We start from the raw sequence: 16,050 nt of genomic DNA, 5'->3' as shown, positions 1-16,050 counted from the left end.
CACCCCTACACCTCCGTCATACCGATGAAAACCGGTATCCATGTCACCTTCTGGATTCTCCGATCAAGGCGGAGAATGACAGGTGTGAACGCACCCGGCCAGGCCCGGCCGCCGCGCCTGAATCTCCCCGCTTGATTCGGTTTCCATTACCCCCAGCGGAATTCATGTACATAAAACGGAACAGATTTTATGATTTCTTATCCACATTTAACTGCGTTGACTCAGAGCTATAAACAGGTGTATATTTTCTACCGGATGAAGCGCTTAGATAATTACGATGTACATACCTTAACTTCCTCAATCATAAACTACCCTCAGTTTGTGACATCAGGTGCTCCCCGTATTTCCGTCAACATTTTCGGAAAGGTGAAACCGTGAACAAGTTTATTGCTGTAATCATCACTGCTGCGATTCTCGTATCTACTCTGCTAGGCGGGCTTATCGCACTTCTGCCGCAGGAGGCGGCAGCGGCCCCGGGCGATTCGCCGGCGGACCCAATCTTGATAACCGACCTTGCCGGCCTCCAGGACATGAACTCCAACCTTGCCGCCCACTACGCCCTGGACGCTAACATAGATTTGTCCGGGATCGATCACAACACGTGGAACGGCGGCAATGGATTCCTTCCCATAGGAGACTCGACGACCAAGTTCACCGGCAGCTTCGACGGCAGGGGCTTTTCCATTACGGGACTGTTCATCAACCGATCAGATACCAATTATGTAGGCCTGTTTGGTTATATAGATAGCGGGAGCTCGGTTGGCAACGTGAGCCTTGCTAGCGTGAACATCACCGGACAGCAACGTGTCGGCGGGCTCGTGGGTTACAACAATCAAGGCACTATAATAAATTCTTCCGCCGCTGGAACCGTTAACGGTTCAGGTGATTACGTCGGCGGGCTCGTGGGCAGGAACGAAGATGGAACGGTGAACAACTCTTCCGCCACATGCAACGTAAGCGGGCAGGCAGACGTCGGCGGGCTCGTGGGGCTTATCTTGAACGGCACGGTGAACAACTCGCACGCTACAGGTACAGTGAACGGAACTCAAGATTGCGTCGGCGGACTTGCGGGACGTAACTACGGCATGGTGAATAACTCATACGCCACAGGAACCGTAAACGGCAACAGCAATGTCGGCGGGCTCGTGGGACAGAACTATCAAGGCACAGTGAACAACTCGTACGCCACAGGCGCAGTTGCCAGCACCGTCAACTGCGTCGGCGGGCTCGTGGGACAGAACTATTACGGCACGGTGAACAACTCGTACGCCACAGGAACCGTAAACGGCAACAGCTACGTCGGCGGTCTCGTAGGTTACAGATATCAAGGCACGGTGAACAACTCCTACGCCACAGGAACCGTGAGCGGCACGGGAGACTACGCCGTCGGCGGGCTTGCGGGATATAACGGCGGCACGGTGAGCAATTGTTACGCCACCGGTAATGTCGCTGGAAAACGCCGCGCCGGCGGACTGGTGGGTTGGCAAGACAGTTATACGGTGAGCAATTCTTACGCAACCGGTAGCGTTAACTGCCCTGACGAAACCGGCGGGCTCGTGGGTTACAGCGAAGGCGGCACGGTGAATAATTCTTACGCAACCGGCGCCGTTAACGGCTCCACCGAGGTAGGCGGGCTTGTGGGACTGAAAGATGGCGGCACGGTGAATAATTCTTACGCCATAGGCAAAGTAAGCGGGGTTACAGACATCGGCGGGCTTGTGGGCAAGCAAAGCAGCGGCACGGTGACCGCCAGCTTCTATGACCGGGAAACCACCGGCCGGGACGATACCGGCAAAGGCGAGCCGAAAACCACCGCGGAGATGAAAAACATTGCAACATTCACCGGCTGGGATATTCAGGGAAACGCAACCAACAATATAAACAACGGCTATCCCTTCCTGTCATGGCAGATACCGGGCAATTCCCCCGTATGGTATATCTACAGCGGGACATCGCCTACACCTACGCCAACACCTACTCCTACTCCATCGCCGACACCCACACCGACATCTACACCGGTACCACAGTATGACTCCTATTACGGCGGCGGCGGAGACTCAGGCTGGATGCCACCCACCGCGGGACTTTTCGTGCTGGGCCAGGGTGACAGATGGGAGCTATCATCCGCCGGATTCTTCTTGGATGATGCCGTCGTATCTTCGGGGGACGGCTCGGTCACCGTCTCGATACCGGCCAATACACAGGCGCTGGGGGCCAACGGCCTGCCTGTTACGGAAATAACAGTTAATCTAATCGACCCTCCGCCGGCCCCGGAGGGCATGCACATACTGGCAGCCTTCTCCTTCCAGCCGAGCGGAGCCACCTTCAGCCCCGGGATAGAGATAACCATCGCCTTCGATCCTTCCGAGGTGGGTGAAGGAGAGACCGTGGCCATCGCCTTCTTCAACGAGGCCACTCAATCATGGGAAATCGTGGAGGGCACCGTCAGCGGCGGCACCGCCACTTTCACAATCGATCACTTCACCGTTTTCGCCGTCTTGGCCGGCCCTTCCGAACAAGCTCCCGGCGATGAGCCAACCCCCACTCCAGCGGCTACAAATGCCCCGCCTGCTGCCTCGGTTGACGAATCGGGAGGACTGAGCGCCGCAACGTGGGTCGGAATTGCCGTAGGCATAATTCTGGTCATCCTGATCGCGATCTTGCTCTTCCGACGCAGGATGGTTAATTACTAGGTAACGAACGCAGAGAAAACGACGGGGGAGCCTGAACGGCTCCCCTTTTTATTTCCGCAATCGACACCCCACGGAACTTATCGCTGTTGAAGGTGTTCTTCACCTTCAACAATGGTTTTGGCGAGGTGAATCCTTCCACACAATGTTGATCATGGAAGGACACGCCGAGAGACAAATACATTCCGCAAAATATGACGGGTTCCCGCCCTACTCCATCGACGCTACATCACATACGTCGCTATCACAATGCCAATCGACATCAGCAGCGGCGTGACCAGCACCGTGATAACATCCGCGCCCAGGGCCGGAATCAGCTTGGACATATCGTTATTGTGCTTAACCGCTGCATTCATCGCCTTGAACCCTAAAGGCAGGGTCAGCAAACCCACGAGCGCCAGCCAGGGCAGCACGCCAGCGGCGGCTCCGGCGATTATGGCTACGTACGCCCCTATCAGGAACGCGCTGTAAACGATGCCTGCCTTTGTCTTGCCGAGGATGATCGGGAGGTGCTTGCGGCCCGCCGGTTTATCGGCCTCCACGTCGGGGAACTCGTTAATCAGAAGCAGATCGGCGATGAGCAGTCCGGCCACCACGGATACGACGATGGCGCCCGCGCTGTAATACTGCCCGCTCTGCGTTACATACGTCCCGAAGACCATGAGACCGAACCCGAGACCGGGGCCAACGATCTCCGTGATTCCTGGCAGCCTGGTGAGATAGGGCGTGTACAGAAAGACAATGAGCACGCCGAGGATGCCGACCGGAGCTATCTTCCACTGATATACCGTGATGAAATATATGCCGATGGCGGCCGTTATCGCCAGACAGGACAGGCCGAAGATCAGGACTTTCTTGGCATCGAGCTTCCCGGACGGCAGAGCCTTGCTGCCGCCGGAGAACGGCGTAGGTTTGGTGTTGAAATCGATGCCGGTCTTGTAATCAGAGTATTCATTGAGAATATTCACGGCCATATGAGCGAAAAACGCGCCGATAAACGCCAGCGCGAAGTAGAGAGGCCGGAAAGCGTAGTCCTCGAACAACGACACGGCCACTCCGGTGAAGAGGCAAACCGGCACCAATAGCAGAAAGCTCGGCCTTGCCGGCATCAACCACGTCTTCAAGTTTCCCATCTGTGCCTTCCTTTTATTGATTTTTGCTTTTCCCTGTTCTCAATGACGTCTTCGTAGCGCCCACCTTGACCTCGTCCCCTATCTTGGCCCTGAGATAGCTGGCGGCGCTGCCCTGCGTAATGGACACCTCCAGCCTGTCGTCCGACCCGAATATGGCCAGCAGGCCTTCCTCGTCCTCGTAGGAGGTGCTTATATCGTCGATGATGTGGCCGAAGACCTCTATGAAAACCCGTCCCTTCGGCATGTCCTCTTTCATGATGTCCGTGATGAGGTTGCCGAAGTGATCGATGTGTATCACCTTGCCGATGAGCGTCCCATCCTCGTGATGGTACGGCCGCGAGAGCGTCACGCCGGAGAGCGACGTGATGGGCGTGCCCAGTTCATGCGGCGCGACCCCGATCGATAAGTGCGCCGCGACGGGTGCGAATATGTCGCGGCCGTGAAAGGTATGGCTCACCGGATGCAGCCAGTAGCGCTCGTTGGTCAGCTCGAACGCGTGCATTCGTGGGGTCGCCTGCGACGCCACGTAGCTGAACACGCCATTGTCCGGCCCGATGTAATACGAATTAGGTCCGACGAGGAGCACCGCCCTGCGCTTCGTGCCGACGCCGGGATCGATGACCGCCACATGGATAGTGCCCTCGGGGAAGTAGCCAGCCGCTGTGCTCAGGATGTATGCCGCCTGCGTTATGTTCTGCGGCCTCACGGTGTGGCAGATATCGACGATATTAGCATTCGGGTTAATGCTAAGGATGACGCCCTTCATGATCGATACGTAGGCATCATCCGTGCCGAAATCCGTGGTCAGCGTGATAACGGTCATGGCGTCATGAAACCCTGACAGCGAATATGGATATTAAAACGAAAATGATCATCATGACAATTGTCATGCGGAAAAGCGTCTTCTCTATGCCGCGTTTAGTGCGGTAGGCGCCCGTCTGCTGCCCGAATATGCCTCCAAGCCCACCCCCTCTTACCTGAAGCAGCAGCGCTATGATTAGCACGATTGCCACTATCAATTGGGCTATTTCCATATACGTCTTCATACTCAGCCTTCCAACCTCTCCCTCAATAGTTTATTCACAAGAGCGGGATTGGCCCGCCCCTTGGTTAACCTCATTATCTGCCCCACCAGGAAACCCTGCGCCTTCTCCTTGCCCTGCTTGAAGTCGGCTACAGGCTGTGGATTGTCAGCAATGACCCTGTCTATTATATCCTCTATCTCTTTAGTATCGCTAATCTGCGAGAGCCCTCTCTCGGCGATTATCTCATCGGCCTTCCTTCCCGTATTGAACATGTCCTCACAAACCACCTTGGCCGCCGAAACGCTAAGGGTCCCGTCGTCGATCTTTCCTATCATACCTACAAGATGTTCCGGCGTTACCTTTGACGCCTCTATGTCGATATCGTTCGCGTTGAGCAACCGGAACAATTCACCCGTCATCCAATTGCTTATGACCTTCGCCTGTTTTTTCCCGGACTGACTGCCGCTCAAAGCGACGCAGCGCTCGAAGAACACGGACATCGATTTCGAGCTGGTAAGAAGGCCGGCGTCGTATTCAGACAGGCCGTATTCGGCGATGAACCTGTCACGCTTGGCGATAGGCAGTTCCGGCAGCAGCGCCTCTATCTCCTGCACCCAGCTGCGGCTGAAAGAAAGCGGGGGCAGATCGGGCTCCGGGAAGTAGCGGTAATCATGAGCGTATTCCTTGCTGCGCTGCGAAACCGTGACGCCGCGGTCGTCGACCCAGCCCCTGGTCTCCTGCTCCACGCGTCCGCCGCTCTCAACCACATCCCTCTGCCGTCTCTGCTCGAACTCCAGGGCTCGGAACACCGCCTTGAAGCTGTTCATGTTCTTTACTTCCACCTTGGACGAGAGAGCGCCACCGGGTTCTCTTATGCTGATATTGGCATCGCAGCGAAAGCTGCCCTCCTCCATATTGCCGCTGGATACGCCAAGGAACTGAAGTATAGCTCTGAGATTCACCAGGTACTGCCGCGCCTCCTCCGGCGATCGTATGTCCGGCTCGCCGACGATCTCCATGAGCGGCGTGCCGGCGCGATTGACATCGACGAGGCTGTACGGCTCTCCGCCCGATTCATTGCGATGGGTAAGCTTGGCGGTGTCCTCCTCAAGATGAACCCTGGTTATGCCGATCCGCCTAGTTGCGCTGTCGACCTTAACCTCCAGCCAGCCGCCCACGCCGATGGGCGCATCGTATTGCGATATCTGATACCCCTTCATCAGGTCGGGGTAGGGATAGTTCTTGCGGTCGAACTTGGAATACTCCGGTATTTCACAGTGCAGAGCCAGCGCCGTCATCGCCGTGTATTCAAGGGCTTTTTTGTTTATTACGGGCATAACGCCCGGCATGCCCAGGCACACGGGACAGACATGTGTATTGGGCTCGGCGCTCGAATAGTCAGCGCTGCAGGCACAGAACATCTTGCTCTTTGTAAGCAGTTGCGAGTGTACCTCCAGCCCGATGACGGTTTCAAATTCCATACGTGGTAGTATAGCAACCTTTTTATACTTGGGCAAGTTGTAGTTTATATTTTATGTCTAGTATCGGCCAACGACTTCACAGCTGCGGCGCGCGGTATATTACGTACGGGCGCGTTCAGCTCGCGCCCGTACATTTATGGCTGCTATAAACGCAACGAAGGGTCGTCGCTCGCCGTGCCATCTGTAACAGAGGTACAGGAGACTCGTCTCCTGACGGGGTTTTAGGGGTGTCCCCTAACTCTTTTTTACATCCCCCAAGATTGGGGGATAAAGGGGGTTGAACATCCAATATACCTTGACAACACATCGGGCCGACTGGTATCTTTTGCTGGAGCGTATCGTGGAACAATTTTTATCGGATCACGGCTTTGCGGAACCCATCATAGTTTTCATCCTCTCGTTGCTTCCAATCTCGGAACTGCGCGGCGCTTTGCTTGTCGGTATACCCGTATACGACATGCACTGGTATACAGTATTGCCCATAGCGATAATTGGGAACCTGCTCCCGATACCTTTCTTATTTTTCTTCCTCGACCGCATAAGACGCCTGTTTCTAAAAATGGGATTCCTGGGCGTACTTTCCGAGAAATATATCGAGAGCGCCGAGCGCCGCTCCGATGCGATACGGAAATATGGAAAGATCGGACTCGCCGTGTTCGTAGCCATACCCCTGCCTATAACCGGCGCCTGGACGGGCACGGTGGCCGCCTGCCTGCTGGGCATGAGATTCAGGGACGCCTTTCCCTCGATCGTAGCCGGTGTAATCGGTGCAGGCATAATAATGACCGTCTTCTGCCTGCTGAAGTGGACCGGGGCCATTATAGCAGGAGTGTTGCTCTGCACTTTGATCGCCTTCTGGTTGTGGCCCAGGAAAAAGAAGGAGCCGATAGATAAGGGCTAATCACCGCTCCAAGCGTCCTCCCCTATCAGAGGCACGAAACGGCACGAGGTCAGGTTGTTTACCTCCGTTTCATTCTCGCGTTTTATCACCTGAAGCAGCATCTGTTCCCAGCGCGAGCCCACCGGAATAACCAGCCTGCCCCCCTCTTTTAATTGGTCTACCAGCGCATGCGGAACCTTGGGGGCCGCCGCTGTTACAAGTATCGCATCATAGGGGCCGTCGTCCGGCCAGCCGAGAACGTCCGACGCAATACGAAACGAGATGTTAGTGTAGCCCATATTGTTGAGGATGGTCTCAGCCGATTTTGACAGGCCCGGCAGCCGCTCGACCGTAATCACCTGCCCGGCCAGGTCTGCGAGTATGGCCGTCTGGTATCCGCTGCCTGTGCCCAGCTCCAGTACCTTGCTATAATCATCAATCTCAAGAGCCTGAGTCATCAGCGCCACGATGAAGGGCTGCGATATAGTCTGGCCCTCCCCAATCGGCAGCGGCCGGTCATCGTAAGCGTAAGGGTAGTTCACCGCCGTGACGAAAAGTTCGCGTGGCACGCGCCACATCGCGTCCAGGATGCGCTTGTCGCTTATATCGCGGCGCAGCCTCCTGAATAATTCCTCTCTGCTTCCTGCCAGATCCATCGAATTACCGCCATTCAGCTTTCTATTGCAATCTACCACAGACAGCATTACATCATCAAGCGCATAGCTGTCGACTTGCGGCACGGCCGCTCCGGAGGTTTGACTGAGATTTAAGTTATGTTATTATATGTTATTGTGTTCAGTATGTGCGAAATGACGGATTGGACTATGAACCCGCTGATTCATTTACATGATGTCTTGAGAGGGGGATCGTTTAATTGAATAGTCGAGTAGTAGTCACAGGCATAGGGATGGTGACTCCCGTTGGTCTCGATGTATCTTCTACATGGCAGAATCTGATAAACGGCGAGTCCGGTGTCGACGTGATCACGCAATTCGACCCGGCGATCACCGAAACCAAGATCGCAGCGGAGGTTAAAGGATTCGACCCGACGCAGTATATAGACCGCAAGGAAGCGCGGCACATGGATCGATTCGTGCAACTGGCCGTGGTTTCCGCGCTCCAGGCGGTGAACCACGCCGGCATTAAGGACATCCCCTCCCAGGAGACCGGCGTAATAATCGGGTGCGGATTGGGCGGACTGACAACATTGCTGGGCCAATATGAAGTGATGAAAGAAAAAGGGGCGGACAGGGTCAGTCCTTTTCTTATACCGATGATGATACCTGATATGGCGTCCGGGCAGGTTTCGATAATGCTGGGCGCCAAGGGGCCCAACTTCTGTACCGCTTCGGCCTGCGCCAGCGGCTCCGATGCCATAGGTACGTCGTACGAGATAATCAAGAGGGGAAGGGTATCTGTGATGATCGCCGGCGGCGCCGAGTCGGTCATGACGCCTATCGCCTTCGCCGGTTTCAACTCGGCCCGCGCTCTCTCGATCAGGAATAACGAGCCCAAGAAAGCCTCGCGCCCGTTCGACGCGGAGCGGGACGGGTTCATCATCGGCGAGGGGGCGGCGGTGCTTGTCCTGGAGAGCCTTGAACATGCCGAGAAGCGGGGCGCAAATATACTGGCGGAGCTCGTGGGCTACGGCGCTACCAGCGACGCATTCCATATCACGCAGCCGGCAGCAGGCGGCGAGGGCGGGGCCAGGGCTATGGCCACAGCGCTGAAAGAGGCGGGCTTGGAGCCCTCTCAGATTGACTATATCAACGCGCACGGCACCTCAACTCCGTTGAACGATAAGAACGAAACGATGGCTATCAAAACCGTCTTTAAAGATTACGCGTACAAGGTTCCCGTGAGCTCCACAAAATCGATGACAGGGCACCTGCTCGGCGCTGCCGGTTCGGTAGAGGCGGCGATAAGCATACTCGCGATCCAGAACGGCGTCATCCCGCCGACGATGAACCTGACGAATCCGGACCCTGAATGCGACCTGGACTACGTGCCCAACACGTCTAGAAAAGCGGCGCTGTCAACAGTACTCTCCAACGTGTTCGGCTTCGGCGGTCACAACTCGACCCTTATCTTCCGCAGATTCGAGGGGAGATAGTGAAACGCAACAGCTGGCAGGTGCTTCCCCGGATATCGGAAGAACATCTAAATAACATCACTCAAAAAGCCGGGGCCGGTCTTTCTCCGCTCACCGTCCAGCTGCTTTACAACAGGGGCATAATTACTTCCGAGACGATTGAGTCCTTTCTCGCCGCTGATGAACGCCTACACAACGACCCTCTCCTACTTCCCGATATTGATGATGCCGTGGCGAGGATAAGGAGCGCCCTGGAATCCGGGGAGAAGATTGCCATATACGGCGATTTCGACGCCGACGGCATCACCGCTACCACACTATTGAACGAAGGGCTCAAGGCTCTCGGCGCGGATGTGGTCTCTTATATCCCTCACCGCGGCGACGAGGGATACGGCTTGAATAACGCCGCTATATCATACCTTTCGGGAGAAGGCATAAGTCTGCTGATCACAGCCGATTGCGGCATCAGCGCCGGTCCGGAGATTATTGAAGCGAACAGGCTTGGCATGGATGTGGTTGTTACGGATCACCATAACATCCCGGCGGAGATGCCGCCCGCCGTCGCCGTAATCGACCCAAAGCGCGGCGACTCCCGGTATCCGTTTAACGACCTCGCCGGAGTGGGCGTCGCATACAAGCTTTTGCAAGCGATTAACGGCTCGCTGAAATCAGATAAAAATGTTGAATCGTTCCTGGACCTCGTGGCACTGGGCACCGTAGCCGACATGGTTTCCCTGCTTGAAGAGAACAGATATCTGGTAAAACGGGGGCTGGAGATACTGCGGAAGACGAAGCGGGTGGGTATTAAAGAACTGGCAAAGTGTGCAGGAATACCCGCCTCCGCCATCGATACCGAAGTTATTTCCTGGGTGCTGGCGCCAAGGCTGAACGCGGCCGGGAGACTGGATCACGCCGGCATAGGATTAAAGTTGCTCTCCACGGATTCGGTCGATGAGGCGCGGAAGCTTGCCGAGTTGCTTGAGAAAAAGAACAGCGAACGGCAGCGTCTGACCGAGGTCCTTATCGCCAAGGCAAAAGAGCAGATCGTCAAAGAGACTGCCGACGCTCCGCTGATCATGGTGGGAGGACACGATTTCCACAGCGGTGTTGTGGGGGTGGTAGCAGGCAAGCTTGCGGAAGAGTTCTACCGTCCAGCCGTGGTATTCGAACAAGGGTCCGAATGGACAAAAGGCAGCGCCAGGAGCGTTCCCGAAGTCAGCATCATAGAGGCCTTGAGCGGTTGCAGCGATCTACTTCATCGCTACGGGGGTCACCCCATGGCGGCGGGATTTACGATCGCTACGAATAAACTGAGCGAATTGCGCATGAGGTTGACGGAGAAGATCGCGGAGCAGGCTGATCTGCTTGAGGTTCATCCTCATATTCTGGTCGATGCCGAAGTTCATTTGACCGAGCTGGAAGGAAACGCCTTCAAGATGATCCAACAATTGGCTCCATTCGGCTCCGCGAATCCATATCCGGTTTTCCTGGCGCGAGGCATCACCGTCGAAGACTGCAAATGCGTCGGCAACAACGGAGACCACCTGAAATTCAAACTGAGCGACGGCAGCACAAAATGGGACGGCATCGCTTTTAAAAAGGGGAGGTTCTTGAAAGAGGTGAGCCCCCGTATCGATATTATTTTTAACCTACAGATCAACGAATGGCGCGGCAGAGCATCTCTTCAGCTCAATATCATAGATTTTCTTCCCTCCAATTAATATCCGGATTGTCAAAGCTGTCCGCAACTCAGGCTAGTGCATTTTTTATAGCGTTATGTTAAAATGGCTTCACTATAAATTGCCAAAGGAGCAATGAATGAGGAATCTCGTCAAATCCTTTCTTAACTATCTTGCTATTGAGAAAGGATTTTCAGTTAATACCATCGGCGCTTACAGGAATGACCTGGATCAGCTCGCCGGTTTTATTGAGGGAACGGCATCCGCAAAGGGGTTCAAGGCTGATTGGACATCGGTGGACCGCAATTTGCTGATTAGTTATATCATCGATCTTAAGGATAGGAATTATTCATCGGCCACAGTGGCCAGGAAAGTAGCGGCGGTAAAATCGTTCTTTGCCTTCCTCGTTGCCGAACGGAAGATTCAAAACGACCCAACCGAAAATATCAGTTCCCCCAAGGTAAATAAATCTCTGCCCAAGCCCCTATCGTTGCAGGAAGTTGACGCGCTGCTGGCCCAGCCGGCAAAATCATCGGCGCCTGAAGCAATGAGGGACGTCGCCATGCTCGAACTGTTGTACGCATGCGGTATGAGGGTCTCCGAGCTTGTAGACTTGAACGTTAATGATATAAATCTCAAGGCTAGCTTTGTGCGCTGTCTGGGTAAAGGCTCCAAGGAACGCATTATACCGATACATGATAGAGCGATTCGAAGTATTAAGGATTATATCTCGGAAGGGCGCCCTCAACTTTTGAAAGGCAAAGAGGAGCACGCCCTGTTCCTGAACAGGCGCGGCGAGCGGTTAACGAGGCAGGGTTTCTGGCTGATATTAAAGGGGCATGCCAAAGCCGCCGGCATCAAGAAGGCGGTGACGCCCCATACCCTGAGACACAGCTTCGCGACTCATATACTGAATGGAGGGGCGGACTTGAGATCTGTTCAGGAGCTTCTCGGTCATGCCAACATATCTTCAACGCAAATATATACGCACCTGACGAGCGAGCACGTCCGTCATTCGTACGACAAGGCTCACCCGAGAGCCGAGAAATAGCGGATAGCGATTAAAGGAGTTGTATGGCAAGCGAAACGCTGAAAGGAATTCTAATCGGGATAAGGGACGGTGTAAACGGGCCGGTACTTGTTATCAACATTAGAGGCCAGGAGAAAAAGCTGGATTTAAAGTGTCAGGTAAGCATAGATTTCGCTTTTAAGCGGATGAATACGCCTGTGACATGCCAGGTAGAAGATGGAAATGTGGTTAAGGTGAGTTAAGATGACAAAAAGGTCTCATCAGATTGCATCAAGGCAGGCTGCGATAAGCAGGGAAAGAAAAAGGAAGAAAAAATCGCAGTCTTCCGACAAGCATGTTGAATCTTCGGGCGTTCCGGCCTCAACCGGAACCGCGGTCACTTCTTCGAGTGTAAGCTCCGAGATAGTTGAGAAGCCGGCGCGCAATATATCAGCGAAGCCTTCTCAATCAGCTCAACTGGATGAGAACCGGTACCAGTACGTGGTTCGCGATATCCGCAAGATCGCCATAGTCGCGGTGCCCCTGGTCCTCATCCTGATAGTTCTTGCCTTCGTGCTTTGATCAGGGAAAGCGTCTCATGGACAAAAAGCGCCTGCAGAAGCAGATCGACGCGTTGCCTCAACAATCGGGCGTTTACATCTTCAAAGACGGCGCCGGCGGCGTGATTTATGTCGGCAAGGCAGCCAACCTTCGCAGCAGGGTTAGAAGCTACTTCGGTGTTGAAGAGGGGCTGTCCCGCAAACAGCTCAGGATGCTCTCCTACATATCCGATTTCGAATTCATCGTTACGGATTCGGAGCAGGAAGCGCTGATCCTTGAGAACAACCTGATCAAGAAATACCGGCCCCGTTACAACGTGCGTCTCAAGGACGATAAGACATACCCTTACCTCAAGATAGATATCTGCAACAGTTGGCCGCGCGTTTTCATCACCAGGCACATGGAAAAGGACGGCTCGCGCTACTTCGGGCCGTATGCCAGCGCACAATCCGTGAGGAGAACGCTGAACCTTTTGAAACAGCTCTTCCCTTTCCGTTCCTGCAAGCGCACCATCACAGGGAAAGACAGCAGGCCGTGCCTCGAGTATTACATTCACCGCTGCTGCGGCCCCTGCGTGGGGGACGTGTCCGAGGAGGAATACGGAGCGATAATCAATCAGGTGATAATGTTCTTGGACGGCAAAAGGGACGACATTTTACGGGAACTGCGGCTGGAGATGGCCTCGGCTGCGGGATGCATGGATTACGAGCGCGCGGCGGTGCTGCGCGACCAGATACGTTCGGTTGAGATGGTCACGCAGCATCAGAGGGTAGCCGCCGCTGAAGGCGATGATCAGGACGTCATCGCCTTCGCCAGGAACTACGACCAGGCGTATGTACAGATATTCTTTATCAGGGAAGGCAAGCTTGTCGAAAAGGACAATTTCACAGTGCTGGGTGTGCAAGAGGAGGATGATGGAAAGATAATGGCAAGCTTCCTCAATCAGTTCTACAGTTCGTCATCCTATATACCGCCCCTGATACTTCTGCAGCATCAGCCGGACGACTTCTTCCTACTTGAGGAATGGCTCTCCTGCAAACGCGGCTCCAGTGTCAGGCTCCACGTTCCTTTCCGCGGCGATAAGAAGAAGCTTGTGGACATGGTCGCCGAGAACGCTGTACACGGCATCGAGCAGATGATAGTCAATGACCTGTCGGATACGGATAAAACATCATCGACACTTACGGCATTGAAAGAGGCCATACATCTCCCCGGTACGCTGCACCGTATCGAGTGCTACGATATCTCTAATATACAGGGTAAGGCAGCTGTGGGCAGTATGGTAGTCTTCGAGAACGGCCTGCCGAAGAAAGCCCATTACCGCCGTTTCCGCATCAAGAGCGTGGGCGGCATAGACGATTACGCCATGATGAAAGAGATACTGAGAAGGCGTTTCAGCAGGGTGGGCCAGTCGGAGGGCTCCTGGGGTCTGGTCCCGGACCTGGTGATAATAGACGGCGGCAGGGGACATTTGAACGCGGCGCTGGATGAGATGAGCAACCTCGAGGTAAACTACATTCCTGTGGCCGGCATCGCTAAGGAAAACGAGGAGATATTCCTTTCGGGAATCGATGAGCCCGTGGTGCTGCCGCGCGACTCCGATGCGCTGCATCTGGTCCAACGTATCCGCGACGAGGCGCATCGTTTTGCTATCGGCTACCATCATAAGGTAAGTGCTAAGGAAACAATGAGATCCGCGCTCGACGGCGTGTCCGGCATCGGACCCAGGCGCAAGAAGGCGCTGCTGCTAAAATTCGGCTCGATGAAGGGTATACGCGAGGCGGCCATAGACGACATTGCGGCGGTTCCGGGCATGACGCGCCCGCTGGCGCAGAGGTTGAAAGAGAGCTTATAGGCTGTCGGCCGGACTGACGAGGGCTTTCATCCGGCGATGCGATTTCCACAAGTAAAGTCCGATTACAGCTTTGTTGTTTCCTGGTAGTCGCGGGTGTAGCTTACAGTTTTGATCTTCCACATTCCATCCACTTTAACATATTCGTCTTCGTAGTAGGCCCAGCCGTTCAAGAACGGCTTTTGATTAATCACTATATAGTCGTGAAATTTCCAGACGCCCCTGGCCGTACCATCAGCGTTGACCTCGACTTCAGGCGTGTGGCATTCGTGTGAACTGGTGACGACGCCTTCTTTGAGGCAGCCTCCAAGAAAATCGATTATCGCATCCCTTCCTATATAGTCATTGTTTTCGCCATAATGCGCCTCTGCGTCCTCTACGAAACATTCCTCCAGTTCCTTCCATATCTTCCTGTCCACACAGCGGATGTATTTCCCCTTGAGTCTTTTTATGGCCTCGATGTCTTCAAGGATACCGATCCTGATTTCGAGTTCTTCGTTATCGCACATTGGCGCCTCCTAATATGGTAGATAGGATACTACTATCTCGGTCAATCCTCTATTAATGCCAAGATGCCGTTGGAACGTAGGGGCTTGATTAATCAAGCCCTTACAACCACAAAACACCTAGCTAAAAAGTGATTACGACGTCTACTAAAACACGAGCCTGCCGATATTTCCCTGTTGCGACAGTATCGCCTCGGCATCGCGCACGATCGTATCGATAAGCTCTCTCACGCTTACAACGCTGTCGATCATGCCCACCGCCAGCGAGCCCCCCGCTATGCGCAGCGCCACCTCTACGTTTATCCCGCTGTCCCAGTCGATCTCGCCGTCCGGCTTGTGACCGAACATGGTGCTTTCCAGGTGCTGGAGCCATTTGTCCAGCGGCATATCGCCCTTGCTGCCCATAAGCTTGGCATACTCTTCCGGTTTCGGCGGGGTGAGAGCGCGATCGCGGTACTCGCTGTCCCACGGCTTGGCTTCGACAAGCTTCTGTTTATAGCTGTCCGACACGGGACATTCGTTCGTCGCCAGGAACCGGGTTCCCATATAGACGCCTTCGGCCCCCATGCACAAAGCAGCGACGAATCCGCGCGCGTCGCCGATGCCTCCGGCAGCGATTATGGGAATCTTTATCGATCTAATCGCAGTGGTGATGCCGGTCAGAGTGGGAAGCTGCGAAATGCTCTTGAAGGCTGTGCCTTCGAGACCGACGATAACAACGGCGTCCGCTCCCTGTTTCTCGGCGGCTATGGCGTGCTGAATCGAAGCCACTTTGTGTATCCACTTCAAGCCTGCTTCCTTGATGCGTTTGCCGTGTTCGTCGGCGCGGAAGGCCGATGTGAATATCACGGGCACACGCTCCTCGATAGCTACATCTCGCAAGCCCTCCACGTTGGGGCACATGCCTATGGAGAAATTCACGCCGAAGGGAGCGCCGGTCATCGAACGGGCCTTTCTTATATCATCCCTCAACTTTTCAGGGGTGCGCAGGGCGCTGCCGGTTATGATGCCGAAGCCGCCTGCCGCGGAAACCGGCGCAGCGAGGGCCGACGTGCCAAAGCCGCCGAAGGCCCCTTGTATTATCGGATACTTGCAGCCGAGAAGTTCTGTTAGTCTTGTATTCCAGTTCATATTCGACCTTC

Annotated in this window: 15 protein-coding genes; 8 read left to right on the top strand and 7 right to left on the bottom strand. The window is 54.7% G+C overall.

All coding sequences use genetic code 11. The features are described from left to right. The first annotated feature begins 374 nt into the window (after nucleotides 1-374). Entirely contained in the window at nucleotides 375-2,693 is a 2,319-nt protein-coding gene (locus WC562_04410; GenBank protein ID MFA5055401.1) for a GLUG motif-containing protein, read from the top strand. Nucleotides 2,694-2,914: 221 nt separating this feature from the next. On the opposite strand, the gene WC562_04405 is transcribed toward WC562_04410, so the two are convergent. Genes WC562_04405 through gatB form a run of 4 tightly spaced genes read right to left on the bottom strand, consistent with a single transcriptional unit; the run spans nucleotide 2,915 to nucleotide 6,329 of the window. Continuing rightward, a complete protein-coding gene (locus WC562_04405) occupies nucleotides 2,915-3,823 on the bottom strand; it encodes a prenyltransferase (protein ID MFA5055400.1) in 909 nt (302 codons plus the stop codon). Nucleotides 3,824-3,836: 13 nt separating this feature from the next. Beyond that, the gene (locus WC562_04400) at nucleotides 3,837-4,646 is read right to left on the bottom strand and encodes an SAM-dependent chlorinase/fluorinase (protein ID MFA5055399.1); all 810 of its coding nucleotides are present in this window, start codon (nucleotides 4,644-4,646) and stop codon (nucleotides 3,837-3,839) included. Between the two features lie 4 nt (nucleotides 4,647-4,650). Next, nucleotides 4,651-4,869, bottom strand: coding sequence for a preprotein translocase subunit SecG (gene secG / locus WC562_04395; GenBank protein MFA5055398.1), 219 nt, complete (start codon nucleotides 4,867-4,869; stop codon nucleotides 4,651-4,653). A gap of 2 nt (nucleotides 4,870-4,871) precedes the next feature. Next, nucleotides 4,872-6,329 (bottom strand): Asp-tRNA(Asn)/Glu-tRNA(Gln) amidotransferase subunit GatB, encoded by a 1,458-nt coding sequence (gene gatB, locus WC562_04390; GenBank protein MFA5055397.1) that lies wholly within the window; start codon nucleotides 6,327-6,329, stop codon nucleotides 4,872-4,874. Nucleotides 6,330-6,669: 340 nt separating this feature from the next. On the opposite strand from gatB, the gene WC562_04385 reads away from it, so the two are divergent. Continuing rightward, nucleotides 6,670-7,230 carry a small multi-drug export protein gene (locus WC562_04385; protein ID MFA5055396.1) on the top strand — a complete coding sequence of 187 codons (561 nt, stop codon included), beginning with the start codon at nucleotides 6,670-6,672 and terminating at the stop codon, nucleotides 7,228-7,230. Here WC562_04385 and WC562_04380 read toward each other — a convergent pair. After that, nucleotides 7,227-7,949 carry a protein-L-isoaspartate(D-aspartate) O-methyltransferase gene (locus WC562_04380; GenBank protein ID MFA5055395.1) on the bottom strand — a complete coding sequence of 241 codons (723 nt, stop codon included), beginning with the start codon at nucleotides 7,947-7,949 and terminating at the stop codon, nucleotides 7,227-7,229. The genes WC562_04385 and WC562_04380 overlap by 4 nt on opposite strands. Nucleotides 7,950-8,083: 134 nt before the next feature. Between WC562_04380 and fabF the strand changes: the two genes are divergently transcribed. From fabF to uvrC, 6 genes are all read left to right on the top strand, one after another. Continuing rightward, entirely contained in the window at nucleotides 8,084-9,322 is a 1,239-nt protein-coding gene (gene fabF, locus WC562_04375; GenBank protein MFA5055394.1) for a beta-ketoacyl-ACP synthase II, read from the top strand. Beyond that, nucleotides 9,322-11,022 carry a single-stranded-DNA-specific exonuclease RecJ gene (gene recJ / locus WC562_04370; protein ID MFA5055393.1) on the top strand — a complete coding sequence of 567 codons (1,701 nt, stop codon included), beginning with the start codon at nucleotides 9,322-9,324 and terminating at the stop codon, nucleotides 11,020-11,022. Before fabF ends, recJ begins: the two co-directional genes overlap by 1 nt. Nucleotides 11,023-11,119: 97 nt before the next feature. Then, nucleotides 11,120-12,031, top strand: a complete 912-nt coding sequence (xerD, locus tag WC562_04365) for a site-specific tyrosine recombinase XerD (protein ID MFA5055392.1) — start codon at nucleotides 11,120-11,122, stop codon at nucleotides 12,029-12,031. A gap of 23 nt (nucleotides 12,032-12,054) precedes the next feature. Then, nucleotides 12,055-12,252, top strand: a complete 198-nt coding sequence (locus tag WC562_04360; protein MFA5055391.1) for a hypothetical protein — start codon at nucleotides 12,055-12,057, stop codon at nucleotides 12,250-12,252. Nucleotide 12,253: 1 nt separating this feature from the next. Next, nucleotides 12,254-12,571, top strand: a complete 318-nt coding sequence (locus WC562_04355; GenBank protein MFA5055390.1) for a hypothetical protein — start codon at nucleotides 12,254-12,256, stop codon at nucleotides 12,569-12,571. Between the two features lie 16 nt (nucleotides 12,572-12,587). Further along, nucleotides 12,588-14,405 carry an excinuclease ABC subunit UvrC gene (uvrC, locus tag WC562_04350; protein MFA5055389.1) on the top strand — a complete coding sequence of 606 codons (1,818 nt, stop codon included), beginning with the start codon at nucleotides 12,588-12,590 and terminating at the stop codon, nucleotides 14,403-14,405. A gap of 62 nt (nucleotides 14,406-14,467) precedes the next feature. Here the strand turns inward: uvrC and WC562_04345 are convergent, their stop codons facing one another. Then, entirely contained in the window at nucleotides 14,468-14,911 is a 444-nt protein-coding gene (locus WC562_04345) for a nuclear transport factor 2 family protein (GenBank protein ID MFA5055388.1), read from the bottom strand. A 144-nt stretch (nucleotides 14,912-15,055) separates the two neighbouring features. Further along, nucleotides 15,056-16,039 (bottom strand): nitronate monooxygenase, encoded by a 984-nt coding sequence (locus WC562_04340; GenBank protein MFA5055387.1) that lies wholly within the window; start codon nucleotides 16,037-16,039, stop codon nucleotides 15,056-15,058. Nucleotides 16,040-16,050: the final 11 nt, after the last annotated feature.

The sequence above is a fragment of the Dehalococcoidia bacterium genome (genome assembly GCA_041649635.1).
Taxonomy (GTDB): domain Bacteria; phylum Chloroflexota; class Dehalococcoidia; order E44-bin15; family E44-bin15; genus JAYEHL01.
The sequence above is the reverse complement of the archived record's forward strand: the minus strand, read 5'-3'. Positions and strand labels throughout refer to the sequence as shown.

Bases quoted from the DNA above. Each gene is read 5' to 3' on its own strand.
- xerD (MFA5055392.1), top strand. From the start codon at position 11,120: ATGAGGAATCTCGTCAAATCCTTTCTTAACTATCTTGCTATTGAGAAA.
- WC562_04345 (MFA5055388.1), bottom strand. From the start codon at position 14,911: ATGTGCGATAACGAAGAACTCGAAATCAGGATCGGTATCCTTGAAGAC.
- gatB (MFA5055397.1), bottom strand. From the start codon at position 6,329: ATGGAATTTGAAACCGTCATCGGGCTGGAGGTACACTCGCAACTGCTT.
- WC562_04340 (MFA5055387.1), bottom strand. From the start codon at position 16,039: ATGAACTGGAATACAAGACTAACAGAACTTCTCGGCTGCAAGTATCCG.
- WC562_04360 (MFA5055391.1), top strand. From the start codon at position 12,055: ATGGCAAGCGAAACGCTGAAAGGAATTCTAATCGGGATAAGGGACGGT.
- WC562_04355 (MFA5055390.1), top strand. From the start codon at position 12,254: ATGACAAAAAGGTCTCATCAGATTGCATCAAGGCAGGCTGCGATAAGC.
- WC562_04405 (MFA5055400.1), bottom strand. From the start codon at position 3,823: ATGGGAAACTTGAAGACGTGGTTGATGCCGGCAAGGCCGAGCTTTCTG.
- WC562_04400 (MFA5055399.1), bottom strand. From the start codon at position 4,646: ATGACCGTTATCACGCTGACCACGGATTTCGGCACGGATGATGCCTAC.
- secG (MFA5055398.1), bottom strand. From the start codon at position 4,869: ATGAAGACGTATATGGAAATAGCCCAATTGATAGTGGCAATCGTGCTA.
- uvrC (MFA5055389.1), top strand. From the start codon at position 12,588: ATGGACAAAAAGCGCCTGCAGAAGCAGATCGACGCGTTGCCTCAACAA.